Genomic DNA, 14,162 nt, shown 5'->3' on the forward strand with positions numbered 1-14,162 from the left:
CATCACTTCGCTGCTGCGTGGGCGCCAATGGCGGCGTCATACTGGCGACCGCACCGTTCACCCACATAGAGAAATACAGAATCCGCCATGGCATTTCAGAAGCAAGTCGTTTTTTCCGCCGTTCTCGGCGCGCTGTGTTCCGCGGCGCAGTCGCAACAGATCCCGTCGACGGATGCGGCGCCGATGGCGACGGTGGAGATCGTCGGCCCTGGCGCTCTGGCGCGGCGACAGGGCGACACCACGGCGAAACTGGTCGTCAGCCGTGCCGATATCGACCGTTACGGCGATACCAGCTTGTCGGATGTGCTCAAGCGCCTGCCCGGCGTGACCGTCTCCGGCGACATCCGCGTGCGCGGCCTCGGCAACGGTTATACCCAGATCCTCGTCAACGGCGACCCCGTCCCGAACGGTTTTTCCATCGATTCCATTTCGCCGGAACTGATCGAACGGGTCGAGCTGCTGCGCGCGCCGACGGTCGAATACGCGGCGCAAGCGATCGCCGGCACGATCAATATCGTGTTGAGAAAAACGAGCGCCAAGCGCCAGCGCGAAGCCAAGCTGGGCGCCGTCAGCGACCGCGCCGGCACCACGCCTAACGTGTCGCTGCAGCTCGCCGACCGCCTCGCCGGCTTGTCGTACAGTGTCAGCGGCGTGGCAAAGCAGGACAAGGTGTCGGAACCGGGCGGGCGGGAACAGCTTGCGGGCGCCGGCCCGGACGGCATCGTCGATCTGCGGCGCGAGTCGCGCTACCAATACAACATTCTCAACCGCTCGCTGGCGTTGGCGCCGCGTCTTCAATGGACGCTGGATAACGCGGACACGCTGACCTCGCAAAGCTTGGTGGAACTGAGCGACTCGAAGCGGCACGGCAGCAGCGTCGAAACGACCCTGCTGGGCGCTCCCAGCGACTACCCGGTCAACTCCTTCGCCGCCGACAACCGCGTCGACACGGTACGCAGCGATGTCGCCTGGACGCACAGCGGCGCGGACGGGACCCGCCTCGACGCCAAGCTCGGCATTATTCACAACAGGCGCAAGATCCATTACGTCTTTCTGGGCGCCGCGGCGAATGGCGCGCGCGGGCTAGACAGGACCGTCGACTCCGAGGCGCGCGACGACCAGCTGACGTCGAGTGGCAAGTATGCGGCTCCCTTCTTCAAGGGGCACAGCCTGGTGGCCGGCTGGGACGGTTCCCTTACCAGGCGCGGCGAATACCGTTTGCAGCACGACGTTGATGGCTTCGGCGTGGCGCGGGGCGACCTGGATGAAAACTACGACGCCAGGGTGAAACGGTTGGCGTTCTTCGTGCAGGACGAATGGGATATCACGCCGCGCTGGCAGATGTATCTGGGCTTGCGCTGGGAAGGGCTGTACACGGATAGCTTGAGCAATGTCGTGCTCCCGGTCCACAACCGCTCCGGGGTATGGAGTCCGGTGCTGCAGACGCTGTGGAAGCTGCCGGGCAGCGAAAAAGACCAAGTGCGCCTTGCCCTGACGCGCAGTTACAAGGCCCCGACGACGCCCAGCCTGATCCCGCGGCGCTACACCGCGAATAACGATAACGGCCCCACCAATCCGGACCGGCAGGGCAATCCGCAATTGCGACCCGAGCTGGCCTGGGGCTTGGACGCCGCTTTCGAGCATTACTTCGCCAAGTCCGGCATGCTCAGCGTCAGCGCATTCGTCCGGCGCGTCAAGGATGTCACCGTCGAGCGCCTGTACCGGGAAAACGGCGTGTGGATCGCCAGCCCCGTCAACGATGGCAACGCCTCGGTGCGTGGTATCGAATTCGAGGTGGCGTTGCCGCTGGCGCCGCCGGTCGACGTCAAGTTCAACCTGTCGCGCAACTGGTCGGCGCTGGACTCGGTGCCCGGCCCGAACAACCGCCTGGGCGGGCAAACGCCGTTCAGCGCCAACGTCGGTCTGGATTACCGCGTCGACGCGTGGCTGAGCGCGGGCGGCAATTACGGCTTCAAGAGCGCTGCGGCTGTCAGCGTGTCGGCTTTCCTCAGCAATGAGGGCTCGCCGACGCGGACGCTGGACCTGTATGGCCTGATGAAATTTTCACCGTTGACGCAATTGCGCGCCTCGGCCTTCAACTTGCTGCGCCAGGACAGCTACAGCGCGAGCTATTACGCGGACGACGGCGGCGCCACGCTGCGCAGCGCACGCTCGCGCAGCAACCGCGGCCTGCGTCTCACGCTGGAGCACAGGTATTAACGCTATGCGGCTTAGAACTCGACCGGGCGCTGTTCGCGCATCGCCTGCGTCATGGCCAGGCCGATGCGGGTCGCCTCGGTGGCGTCGTGCAGCGTCAGCGACAGCTGGCGCAGGCCCAGCGCGGCGTCGGTGAATTCCTGCGCCTCAACCAGAAAGGCGTCGCTGAAGCGCGCGTAAATATCGGGCGTGCATTCGTTGCGCACGCCGTGCCGGTCGGAGATCTCGACGCGGTTCAGGCGCGGATTGCTGCCCACGCTCAGGCGCCCGGCGGTGCCGAACACCTCGGTGAGCGTCTCGTGGCCGTGCGCCATCGTGCGCGAGGCCATGAAGGAGGCGATGCTGCCGTCGGCGAACTCCACCGTACCCAAACCGTTGTCGACGTCGCCAAATGCGCTCAAGCCGGTATGGATGGCGTTGGTGCCGCTGGCGTAGACGCGTTTCGGCGCCGGATTGCCCAGCAGCCAGCGCGCCAGGTCGATATCGTGCACGCTGCAGTCGAGGAAAATACCGCCGCTGGTCGGCGCGAAGCGCATGAAGGCGCCGCTCGGGTCGTTCTGGTCGCAGGTCTGCGAGCGGATCAGATACGGTTTGCCGACCATGCCTTGCTGGATCTTCTGGTGGGCGTCGTGATAACTGGCGTCGAAGCGGCGCACGAAACCGATCATGATGGTCAAATGCGGATGGCGGGCGGCCTCGGCCTCGACCTTCAGGCAGTCGGCCAGATCGAGCGACAGCGGCTTTTCGCAAAACACATGCTTGCCGGCGCGCAGCGCCTCGATGATCTGGTCGGCGTGCAGCGACGTCGGCGTCACCAGGAACACCGCGTCCAGGCCGGGGTGGGCGAGCAGGGCGCTGTAATCGGCGTAACCCTGCGTGATACCCAGCGTGGTCGCGGCCCAGTCCAGTTCGGCCGGCAGCGGGCTGCAGGCGGCAACCACCTCGGCGTTCGGCACGCGCTGCGCCAGATTGACCGCGTGGCGCTGGCCCAGCCGGCCGAGGCCGACTATACCGATATTCAATTTCTTCGTCTGCATGACAATCTCCGTCTATAAATTACAAATTCAACACAATGGGGGCGCCCCAGGGGTGTTGCGTTACAGGGTGACGACGCGGTTTTCGCGCCAGGAGGTGGTTGCCGCTTCGGCCAGTTCCAGCGCTTTCAGGCCGTCTTGTACGGTCGTGCGCAGCGCCGTGCCGTTGGTCAGGGCGTCGAAGAAGTGCGCCATTTCGTTGGCGTAGGCGACGCGGTAGCGCTCCAGGAAGAAGTACTCGGGCTTGTCTTCGCTGACGCTGGCGCCGTTGTGCAGCACCACTTCGGTCGGTTTGTGGTTGCCGGCCTGGAGCATGCCTTCGCTGCCCAGCACTTCGAAGCGCTGGTCGTAGCCGTAGGCCGCGCGCCGGCTGGTGTTGATCTGGCACAGGCGGCCCTTGGCGGTGCGGATGGTCACGGCCGTGCAGTCGAGGTCGCCCGCCGCGCCGATCGCCGGGTCGGTCAGGCAGCTGCCGGTGGCGTGCACGCTGACGGCTTCGTCGTCGAGGATCCAGCGGAAGATGTCGAAGTCGTGGATCAGCATGTCTTTGAAGATACCGCCCGAGCTTTCGATGTAGCTGACCGGCGGCGCGCCCGGGTCGCGGCTGGTGACGACGAGCATTTCCGGCACGCCGATCTCGCCCGCGGCTATGCGCGCCTTGACGGCGGCGAAGGTCGGGTCGTAGCGGCGCTGGAAGCCGATCATGCACAGCACGCCCGCTTCGGCCACCGCCGCGGCGCAGGCGCGCGCCCGCGCCACCGTCAGGTCGACCGGTTTTTCGCAGAAGATCGCCTTGCCGGCCGCCGCCGAACGCTGGATCAAGTCGGAGTGGGTGTCGCTGCTGGAGGCGATGACTACGGCTTTGATGGCCGGGTCGGCCAGCGCTTCGGCGACGCTGGCGGCGCGCCCGCCGTGCTGCGCGGCCAACGCCAGGGCCGCCTCGGCGTTGACGTCGACCACGTACTTGAACCGCACGCCCGGCTGGGCGGCGAGGTTGGCGGCGTGGATTTTGCCGATGCGGCCGGCGCCGAACAGTGCTACTTCAATCATTGTCTTCTCCTGGTTGTTTGATTTCTTCGATGTCTAACTCAAGTTTGTAGGCCAGCGCGATGAACAGCGCCTGGCACAGGCAAATGGTGCTGGTGAGCGAGCGGAAGGCGAAGGCGCTGCCTTCGGTCACGGTCAGCAGCGCGTCGGCGGTGCGCGCCAGCGGCGCCAGTTTGCTGTCGGTGATGACCAGCACCTTGGCGCCGTTGTCGTGCGCCAGCCTGGCGCATTGCTGGGTTTCCTTGCCGTAGGGCGCGAAGCTGATGGCGATGGCCACGTCGCCGCCGCGGATGCTGCGCATCTGCTCGCGGTGCATGCCGCCCAGCCCGGACACCAGGTGCACCCGCTTGGCGGTGTGTTCCAGCGCGTAGGCGATGTAGGAGGCGATCGGGAACGAGCGCCGCACGCCGACGACGTAGATGTTGTCGGCCTTTTGCAGCAAGGTCACGGCCGCCTCCAACTGGGCGTCGTCGAGTCCGCCGGCGAGGTCGTCGAGGCCGTCGCGGCTGGCGCCGACGAATTCGCGCGTCATGTCGCCGACGCTGATTTTGTCGTCGCGCGTGTCGATGAGCTTGCGGATGCGCTGCTGGTAGTTCGGCGTCGCGCTGGCCTGCTCGGTGTAGGCCTGGCGGAACACGTCCTGCATTTCGCTGAAGCCGGAGTAGCCGAAGCGCTGGGCGAAGCGGACGATGGCCGACGGTTGCACGTCGCAGGCGCCGGCGATGTCGCTGATGCGCTCAAGCATCAGGCTGGCGCGGTGCTTCTCTACGTATTGGGCGATCACCTTCAACTGGCGCGACAGCGCGTCGTATTCGTCGGCGATGTGTTGCATCAGTTTGTCGATCGGGGCGGTTTCGGCCATGGCTTACCTTTCTGCTGTTCTGGCAATAATTATAGGGCCGTTCCGACAAAATAGAAACGATTTTCTATTTCAAATTATTTTGAAAATTTAATTGCATTTCGGTTTTTTGTGGATTAACCTGTTCACAGTGCGATGACGGCCGTCTTGGCTTGGCCGGTGACGCACCAGACAATAAGCAGGTAAAAATCATCCATCTAGGAGACATTTATGCAAAGCAACAATCGCACGGTTTTTCTGAAGAGCGTGGCGGCGATCGGCCTCGGACTGATGCTGAGCACCAGCTACGCCGCCGGCGAGAAGTTTGTGCTGATCAGCCACGCGCCGGATTCGGACTCGTGGTGGAACACGATCAAGAACGCCGTCAAGCAGGCCGGTGAGGACTTCAACGTGCAGGTCGACTACCGCAATCCGCCCAACGGCGACCTGGCCGACATGGCGCGCCTGGTCGAGCAGGCCGCGGCCCGCAACTACGACGGCGTCATCGCCAGCATCGCCGACTTCAACGTGCTGCAAAAGCCGATGGGCCTGGTCGCGGCGAAGAAGATCCCGATGATCACGATCAATTCCGGCACGCTGGAGCAGAGCGAGCAACTGGGCGCCGTGATGCACGTCGGCCAGCCCGAATACGACGCCGGCAAGGGCGCCGGTGAAAAAGCCAAGGCGGCCGGCATCAAGTCCTTCGTTTGCGTCAACCATTACGCCACCAACCCGTCCTCGTTCGAACGCTGCCGCGGCTTCGCCGAGGCGCTCGGGGTCGATTTCAAGGCCGCCACGCTGGACGCCGGCGAAGACCCGACCACCATCGAGAGCAAGCTCAGCGCCTACCTGCGCAACAATCCGAAAACCCAGGCGGTGCTGGCGCTGGGGCCGACCTCGGCGCACGCCTCGCTGAAGGCGCTGGAGAAGATGGGCACCAAGGGCAAGATGTGGTTCGCCACCTTCGACTTGTCCGACGAGATCGCCAAGGGCATCAAGGACGGCAGCGTCAAGTTCGCGATCGACCAGCAGCCCTACCTGCAGGGGTATATCCCGGTCGCCGTGATGGCCATCATGAAGCAGGACAAGACCACCGACCTGGCCAAGGTCAAGGAAAAGCTGATGGCCAATCCGAAGTTCAAGGCCCGTCTGGCCGAGTACGGCCTGGCGCCGTCGTACGGCCCGCGGCATATCAGCTCCGGTCCCGGCTTCGTCACCAAGGACAATATCGCCAAGGTCGAGAAGTACGCGGGCCAGTTCCGTTAATAAAGACCGGCGGCGCGCAGCCGGGGGCAGCCCCGCGGATGTGCGCCGCCGGTTTGTTTTCAACGTCCCCGGCTCCTTCGCGGGGCGGCGTGGACGGCGGCAAAGTGAAAAGGAAAATGTTATGAGTGCGGTTAAATTGAATGCGCAGCCGGGCCTGGCCCCCGCGCAGCAGCCCCCGGCCACATCCGGCGCCGACGAGCGCGTCGGCCAGGTCACCTGGTTCAAGCGCCTGTTCGGCCGGCCCGAGTTCGCCTCGATCTCCGGCGCGCTGCTGGTGTTTATCTTCTTCGGCATCAGCGCCGGCGGTTCCGGCATGTTCAACCTGGACGGCATCGTCAACTGGTCGCAGGTCGCGGCCTACCTCGGCATCATCGCCATCGGCGCCTGCGTGCTGATGATCGCCGGCGAGTTCGACCTGTCGATCGGCTCGATGATCGGCTTCGCCGGCATGATGATCGCCATCCCGTCGGTCTACTTCGGCTGGCCGGTCTGGCTCGCCATCCTGTTCGCCTTCGCCGGTTCGATGGCGCTGGGCTGGCTCAACGGCTACCTGGTCATCAAGACCCGCCTGCCGTCCTTCATCGTCACGCTGGCCTTCCTGTTCATCCTGCGCGGCCTGACGCTGGCGCTGTCGATCATGTTCGCCAACCGCACCATCGTCAGCGGCGTCGGCACGTTGGCCGCCCACGACTGGCTGGCCACGCTGCTGTTCCACGGCGAAGTCGGCACCGGCCTGTTCGAGTGGCTGGCCTCGGCCGGCGTCATCACCGCGCTCGACAACGGCGCGCCGCTGGTCAAGGGCATCCCGAAAGTCATCGTCTGGTGGGCCGCGCTGGCCCTGGTGAGCAGCTTCGTGCTGGCCCGCACCCGCATCGGCAACTGGATTTTCGCCGTCGGCGGCGACGCCAACGCCGCCAAGAACGTCGGCGTGCCGGTCAAGGCCATCAAGATCTCGCTGTTCGTCTTCACCGCCTTCTGCGCCTGCCTGTTCGCCACGCTGCAAGTGTTCGACGTCGGCTCGGCCGCCGCCGACCGCGGCATGCAGAAGGAGTTCGAGGCGATCATCGCGGCCGTCATCGGCGGCGCCTTGCTGACCGGCGGCTACGGCTCGGTGGTCGGGGCCTGCTTCGGCGCGCTGATCTTCGGCGTGGTGCAGATCGGTATCACCTATACCGACATCAATTCGGACTGGTTCCGCGTATTCCTCGGCGTCATGCTGTTGATCGCGGTGTTATTCAACAACTTCGTCCGCAGCCGCGTGACGGAAGCGAGGTAAGCCATGAGCGACTACATTCTGGCGCTGGAAAATATTAGCAAGCGTTTCGGTTCGGTGATCGCCTTGCAAAACGTCACCTTGCGCCTGAAGCCGGGCGAGGTCCATTGCCTGCTGGGCGACAACGGCGCCGGCAAATCGACCTTGATCAAGACCCTGGCCGGGGTGCACCGGCCGACCGACGGCCAGTACCTGGTCGACGGCAAGCCGGTCAGCTTCGCCTCGCCGAAGGAGGCGCTCGACCTGGGCGTGGCCACGGTCTACCAGGACTTGGCGCTGGTGCCGCTGCTGTCGGTGGCGCGCAATTTCTTCATGGGCCGCGAGCCGATGACGAAGCTGTTCGGTTTCCTGCCGGTGATGGACATGGAGTACGCCGCCACCACGGCGCGCGACAAGCTCGCCGAGATGGGCATCATGGTGCGCGACCCGCACCAGGCGGTCGGCACCATGTCCGGCGGCGAGCGCCAGTGCCTGGCGATCGCCCGGGCGATCCACTTCGGCGCGCGCGTGCTGATTCTGGACGAGCCGACCGCGGCGCTGGGCGTGAAGCAGTCGTTCAACGTCCTCAAACTGATTTACAAGGCGCGCGAACGCGGGCTGTCGGTGATCTTCATCACCCACAATGTGCACCACGCCTACCCGGTCGGCGATTCGTTCACCCTGCTCAACCGCGGCAAATCGCTGGGCACCTACACCAAGGACACGGTCACGAAGGACGAGGTGCTGGACATGATGGCCGGCGGCGCAGAGATGCAAAAGCTGATGAGCGAACTTGACGGTGTAAGCATTTAGAAAGAACAGCCAATGAACAATCCAACACAATTCGCCAGCGGCAGGGCGCTCGACGTGATCTGCCTCGGCCGCTTGGCAGTCGACTTGTACGCGCAGCAGATCGGTTCCCGGCTGGAGGACGCGGCCAGTTTCGCCAAGTACCTGGGCGGCTCCTCGGCCAACATCGCCTTCGGCAGCGCGCGCCTGGGCCTGCGCTCGGCGATGCTGTCGCGGGTCGGCGACGACCACATGGGGCGCTTCCTGAGCGAGACGCTGGCGCGGGAAGGCTGCGACGTCAGCCACGTCGCCGTCGACCCGCAGCGCCTGACCGCGCTGGTCATGCTCGGCATCAAGGACAAGGACACCTTCCCCTTGATCTTCTTCCGCGAAGACTGCGCCGACATGGCCATCGATGCGGCCGACATCGACGAGCGCTTCATCGCCTCCAGCAAGTCGCTCTTGATCACCGGCACCCATTTCTCGACGGCGGCGATGCACGCCGCCAGCGGCAAGGCGCTCAAGCTGGCCCGCGCCAACAACGTGCGCACCGTGCTCGACATCGACTACCGCCCGGTGCTGTGGGGCCTGTCCGGCAAGGGCGACGGCGAAACCCGCTTCGTCTCCAACGACGGCGTCACCGCCCACCTGCAGGCGATCCTGCCGCAGTTCGATCTGGTGGTCGGCACCGAAGAGGAATTCATGATCGCCGGCGGCGGCGCCGACATCATGGCCGCGCTGCGCGCCGTGCGCCTAGCCTCGGCGGCGACGCTGGTGGTCAAGCGCGGCCCGCTCGGCTGCGCCGTCATCGACGGCGCCATTCCGGCCGCGCTGGACGAGGCCTTCAACTTCCGCGGCGTGCAAGTGGAAGTGCTCAACGTGCTCGGCGCCGGCGACGCCTTCCTGTCCGGCTTCCTCAAGGGCTGGTTGAACGGCGCCGACTACGCCACCTGCTGCCGCTACGCCAACGCCTGCGGCGCCCTGGTGGTGTCGCGCCACGGCTGCGCGCCGGCCATGCCGACGCCGGTGGAACTGGACTACTTCATCGCCCATGCGGCGCGGATGCAACGCCCGGCCGACGACGCCGCGCTGGCGCGCCTGCACCGCGTCAGCGTCGCCCGCAAGCAGTGGGACGAGCTGTGCGTGTTCGCCTTCGACCACCGCAACCAGTTCTTCGAGCTGGCGCAGCAGACCGGCGCCGACGAGGCGCGCCTGCCGGCGCTCAAGCAGTTGATGGTGCGGGCGGTCGGCGAGACCGAGGCCGCGCTGCAACTGGGCGGCAAGATCGGCGTGCTGATCGACGACCGCTACGGCGCCGACGCGCTCAACGCCGCCACCGGGCGCGGCTGGTGGATCGGCCGTCCGGTCGAGCTGCCGGGTTCGAACCCGCTGCAATTCGACTGGGGCCGTTCGATCGGTTCGCACCTGAACAGCTGGCCGAAGGAGCACGTCATCAAATGCCTGGTGCAACTGCATCCGGACGACGCCGTGGAAAACCGCCTGGAGCAGGAAGCCCAGCTGAAGGCGCTGTACGACGCGGCGCAGATCAGCGGCCACGAATTGCTGCTCGAAGTGATCCCGTCGAAGAGCCTGCCAAGCGACGCCGACACCGTGCTGCGCGCCGTCAAACGCCTGTACAACATCGGCATCTACCCCGAATGGTGGAAGCTGGAGCAGCTGAGCGCGGCGCAATGGAAAAAGATCGACGCGCTGGTGCAGGAACGCGACCCGTACTGCCGCGGCGTGGTGCTGCTCGGCCTGCACGCGCCGATCGACGAGCTGGCTGCCAGCTTCGAGGCGGCGCGCGACAGCGCCACCTGCCGCGGCTTCCTGGTCGGCCGCACCATTTTCCACGAACCGAGCAAGCGATGGCTGGCTAAGGAGATCGACGACGCCGGCCTGGTCGCCGCCCTGCGCGCCAATTTCGAAACGCTGATCCGCACCTGGCAGCGCAGCCGCGCCGCCAAACTGGAGCGCGCGGCATGAGCAAAACCATCCGCCTGACCATGGCGCAAGCGCTGGTGCGCTACCTGGCCGCGCTGCGCGTCGACGCCGGCAACGGCGCCACCGAGCCACTGTTCGGCGGCGTGTTCGCCATCTTCGGCCACGGCAACGTGGCCGGCCTGGGCGAGGCGCTGTACCAGCAGCGCGACGACGCGCTCAATCCGCTGCCGACCTACCGCGCCCACAACGAGCAGGGCATGGCGCACGCCGCCATCGCCTACGCCAAGGCGCACATGCGCCGGCGCATGATGGCGGTGTCGACCTCGATCGGCCCCGGCGCCACCAACCTGCTGACGGCGGCCGCGCTGGCCCACGTCAACCGCCTGCCGGTGCTGCTGCTGCCGGGCGACGTGTTCGCCTCGCGGGCGCCGGACCCGGTACTGCAACAACTGGAAGACTTCGGCGACGGCAGCGTCTCGGCCAACGACGCCTTCAAGCCGCTGTCGCGCTATTTCGACCGTATCATCTACCCGGAGCAGCTGTTGACGGCGCTGCCGCGGGCGATCGCCACGTTGACCGACCCGGCCACCTGCGGCCCGGTGACGTTGGCGCTGCCGCAGGACGTGCAAACCATGGCATACGACTACCCGGCCGACTTCTTCGAGCCGCGCCTGGTCACTTTCCGCGCCGTGCCGCCCGCCGAGTCCGAGCTGGAAGAGGCGGCGGCGCTGCTGCGCGCCGCCAAGAACCCGATCATCGTCGCCGGCGGCGGCGTGCTGTACGGCCTGGCCGGCGAGGCGTTGCGCGCCTTCGCCGAACGGCACGGCGTGCCGGTGGCCGAAACCCAGGCCGGCAAAAGTTCGCTGGCCTGGGACCATCCGCTGCAACTGGGCGCCATCGGCGTGACCGGTTCGCCGGCCGCCAACCTGCTGGCCGCCGAGGCCGACCTGGTGCTGGCGGTCGGCACCCGCTTGCAAGACTTCACCACCGGCTCCAACTCGCTGTTCGCCAAGGCCACGCTGGTGAGCCTGAACGTCAACGCCTTCGACGCGTTGAAACGCCGCGGCGCCGGCGTGCGGGGCGACGCCAAACTCGGCCTGCAAAAGCTGTCGGCGCTGCTGGAAGGCTGGCGCAGCGACGCCGCCTGGCGCGAACAGGCCGAACGCGAAGCGGCGCGGTGGCGCGCCACCATCGCCGCCATCACCGCGCGCCGCGACGTCGCCTTGCCATACGACGGCGAAGTGATCGGCACGGTGCAGCGCTCGTCGGCCGCGTCGACCGTCAACGACATCGTGGTCTGCGCGGCGGGCACCTTGCCGGCCGAGCTGCACAAGCTGTGGCGCACGGCCACGCCGGGCGGCTACCACGTCGAATACGGCTTCTCCTGCATGGGTTATGAAATCGCCGGCGCGCTGGGCGTGAAGATGGCCAAGCCGGACGCGGACGTCATCGTCATGGTCGGCGACGGCAGCTACCTGATGATGAATTCGGAAATCGCCACCTCGGTCATGATCGGCAAGAAGCTGATTATCGTGGTGCTCGACAACCGCGGTTACGGCTGCATCAACCGCCTGCAGCAAGCTTGCGGCAACGCGCCGTTCAACAACATGCTGGAAGACTGCCTGCAGGTCGGCGACGGCGCGCCGCACATCGATTTCGCCATGCACGCCAAGTCGCTCGGCGCCTACGGCGAAAACGTCAAGACCATCCCCGAACTGGAACAGGCGCTGGCGCGGGCCCGCAAGGCTAGCTCCACCTACGTGGTCTGCATCGACACCGACCCGACCCGCACCACCAGCGAAGGCGGCTGCTGGTGGGAGGTGGCGGTGCCGGAGGTATCCGAACGCGAGCAGGTCAGGACGGCGCGCACGCGCTACGAAGAAGCCAGAAAAGCACAAAGGAAATAAGATGAACATCGCATTCAACGACCAGACCTTCAACGTCAAAATCGGCATCAACCCGATCTCCTGGATGAACGACGACCTGCCGTCGCTGGGCGGCGAGACGCCGCTGGAGACGGCGCTGAGCGAGGGCGCCGAAATTGGCTACGTCGGCTTCGAGCTGGGTAACAAGTTCCCGAAAGAGTCGGGCGCGCTGCGCGCCGTGCTGGGCAAGTACAAGCTGGAGTGCGTCTCCGGCTGGTATTCGGGGCGCCTGGCGCGCCGCTCGGTGGAGGAGGAAATCGCCGCCGTCGGCCCGCACCTGCGCCTGCTGGCCAAGAGTGGCGCCACGGTGATGGTGTACGGCGAGGTGGCCGACGCCATCCAGGGCGAGCCGCGGCCGCTGTACAAGCGCCCACGCTTCGTCAACGCGCAGCAGTGGCAGGACTACGCCGACAAGCTGAGCGCCTTCGCCCGCCACACGCTGGCGCACGGCGTGCGCCTGTCCTACCACCACCACATGGGCGCCTATGTTGAAACGCCGGCCGACGTCGACCAGTTGATGGCGCTGACCGGGCCGGAAGTGGGCCTGCTGTTCGACAGCGGCCACATCACCTTCGCCGGCGGCGACGCGCTGGCGGTGCTGCGCAAGCACATCGAGCGCGTCTCGCACGTGCACTGCAAGGACGTGCGCCCGGCGGTGGTCAAGCTGGCGCGCAACGGCAACTGGAGTTTCCTGCAGGCGGTGATCAACGGCGCCTTCAGCGTGCCGGGCGACGGCTGCGTCGACTTCGAGGCGATATTGAACCTGCTGTACCGCCACGGTTACCAGGGCTGGCTGGTGGTGGAGGCCGAGCAGGACCCGGCCGTCGCGCCTAGTTACCAGTACGCGCAGATGGGCTACCAGCACCTGGCCCAGCTGGTGCACAAGATCGAGCAGGCGGGGAGGGTTGTGGCATGAAGCTGCTGGTGAAGGGCAAGCAGAGCGGCCAGGAAATCGTCGCGGTCACGCCGGAATCGGCGGGCTGGCAGCACGTCGGTTTCGCCGCGCACCGGCTGGTTGCGGGCGCCGGCCTGACGCTGCACACCGGCGCGCGCGAGTTGTGCATCGTCGTGATGGCCGGCGTGGTCAACGTCGACGCCGGCGAGCAGCGCTGGGCCAGGATAGGCGGGCGCGCCAGCGTGTTCGACGACCAGTCGCCGTTCGCCGTGTACGTGCCGAACGGCCAGGCCGTCAGCATCACCGCGGACAGCGACGCCGAGGTGGCGCTGTGCAGCGCGCCGGCCAACACCTCGCGGCCGGCGCGCTTGATCGAGCCGGGCAGCATGAAGCGCTCGGTGCGCGGCAGCGGCGCCAACACCCGTTACGTGTGCGACATCCTGCCGCAGACGGAGCCGGCCGACGGCTTGCTGGTGGTCGAGGTGCTGACCCCGGGCGGCCATTCGTCGAGCTACCCGCCGCACAAGCACGACAGCGACAACATCCCGCAGGAAAGCACGCTGGAGGAGACCTATTACCACCGGCTGAATCCGGCGCAGGGCTTCGCCTTCCAGCGCGTCTACACCGACGACCGCTCGCTGGACGAGTCGATGGCGGTGGAAAACCACGACGTCGTGATGGTGCCGCGCGGCTACCACCCGGTGGTGGTGCCCTACGGCTACGACTCCTACTACCTGAACGTGATGGCGGGGCCGAAGCGCGAATGGCACTTCAAGAACGACCCGGCCCACGAGTGGATGCTAAAAAAATAGAGGCGCCGCGAACCGTAAAAGAACCAAAGGCAACGAGTGGGGGGCTGACCCAATCCACCCAAGTTAAGAATTTTTCTTTAAAAGTAGAGCGAAATACAATAAAAAGCTTGACATGCCAGTGAGGTAGGGCGCGGCCAGTGAGA

General features: G+C 66.0%; 11 protein-coding genes. 8 read left to right on the forward strand and 3 right to left on the reverse strand.

All coding sequences use genetic code 11. The features are described 5' to 3' along the window. Positions 1–87 precede the first annotated feature (87 nt). On the forward strand, positions 88–2,220 hold the full coding sequence (locus ACFDR9_RS14090) for a TonB-dependent receptor plug domain-containing protein (RefSeq protein WP_409031389.1): 2,133 nt from the start codon (positions 88–90) through the stop codon (positions 2,218–2,220). Between the two features lie 11 nt (positions 2,221–2,231). On the opposite strand, the gene ACFDR9_RS14095 is transcribed toward ACFDR9_RS14090, so the two are convergent. The 3 genes from ACFDR9_RS14095 to ACFDR9_RS14105 are packed head-to-tail and all read right to left on the reverse strand — an operon-like array spanning position 2,232 to position 5,160. Next, positions 2,232–3,254 (reverse strand): Gfo/Idh/MocA family oxidoreductase, encoded by a 1,023-nt coding sequence (locus ACFDR9_RS14095; RefSeq protein ID WP_409031390.1) that lies wholly within the window; start codon positions 3,252–3,254, stop codon positions 2,232–2,234. A 60-nt stretch (positions 3,255–3,314) separates the two neighbouring features. Then, the gene (gene iolG, locus ACFDR9_RS14100; RefSeq protein ID WP_409031391.1) at positions 3,315–4,301 is read right to left on the reverse strand and encodes an inositol 2-dehydrogenase; all 987 of its coding nucleotides are present in this window, start codon (positions 4,299–4,301) and stop codon (positions 3,315–3,317) included. Further along, positions 4,294–5,160, reverse strand: coding sequence for a MurR/RpiR family transcriptional regulator (locus tag ACFDR9_RS14105; protein WP_409031392.1), 867 nt, complete (start codon positions 5,158–5,160; stop codon positions 4,294–4,296). Before ACFDR9_RS14105 ends, iolG begins: the two co-directional genes overlap by 8 nt. A gap of 267 nt (positions 5,161–5,427) precedes the next feature. On the opposite strand from ACFDR9_RS14105, the gene ACFDR9_RS14110 reads away from it, so the two are divergent. The 7 genes from ACFDR9_RS14110 (at position 5,428) to iolB (ending at position 14,019) form a co-directional block, all read left to right on the forward strand. Next, entirely contained in the window at positions 5,428–6,402 is a 975-nt protein-coding gene (locus tag ACFDR9_RS14110; protein ID WP_232429783.1) for a sugar ABC transporter substrate-binding protein, read from the forward strand. Between the two features lie 121 nt (positions 6,403–6,523). Continuing rightward, the gene (locus tag ACFDR9_RS14115) at positions 6,524–7,678 is read left to right on the forward strand and encodes an ABC transporter permease (RefSeq protein WP_409031393.1); all 1,155 of its coding nucleotides are present in this window, start codon (positions 6,524–6,526) and stop codon (positions 7,676–7,678) included. 3 nt (positions 7,679–7,681) lie between these two features. Then, entirely contained in the window at positions 7,682–8,467 is a 786-nt protein-coding gene (locus tag ACFDR9_RS14120; RefSeq protein ID WP_017876146.1) for an ATP-binding cassette domain-containing protein, read from the forward strand. Between the two features lie 12 nt (positions 8,468–8,479). Then, the gene (gene iolC / locus ACFDR9_RS14125) at positions 8,480–10,429 is read left to right on the forward strand and encodes a 5-dehydro-2-deoxygluconokinase (RefSeq protein ID WP_409031394.1); all 1,950 of its coding nucleotides are present in this window, start codon (positions 8,480–8,482) and stop codon (positions 10,427–10,429) included. Then, a complete protein-coding gene (gene iolD / locus ACFDR9_RS14130; RefSeq protein ID WP_409031395.1) occupies positions 10,426–12,294 on the forward strand; it encodes a 3D-(3,5/4)-trihydroxycyclohexane-1,2-dione acylhydrolase (decyclizing) in 1,869 nt (622 codons plus the stop codon). The genes iolC and iolD overlap by 4 nt, the downstream gene beginning before the upstream one ends. 1 nt (position 12,295) lies before the next feature. Beyond that, the gene (iolE, locus tag ACFDR9_RS14135; RefSeq protein ID WP_409031396.1) at positions 12,296–13,228 is read left to right on the forward strand and encodes a myo-inosose-2 dehydratase; all 933 of its coding nucleotides are present in this window, start codon (positions 12,296–12,298) and stop codon (positions 13,226–13,228) included. Continuing rightward, on the forward strand, positions 13,225–14,019 hold the full coding sequence (gene iolB / locus ACFDR9_RS14140) for a 5-deoxy-glucuronate isomerase (protein ID WP_409031397.1): 795 nt from the start codon (positions 13,225–13,227) through the stop codon (positions 14,017–14,019). Before iolE ends, iolB begins: the two co-directional genes overlap by 4 nt. Positions 14,020–14,162: the final 143 nt, after the last annotated feature.

The sequence above is a fragment of the Janthinobacterium sp. CG_23.3 genome (assembly GCF_046115965.1).
GTDB lineage: Bacteria > Pseudomonadota > Gammaproteobacteria > Burkholderiales > Burkholderiaceae_D > Janthinobacterium.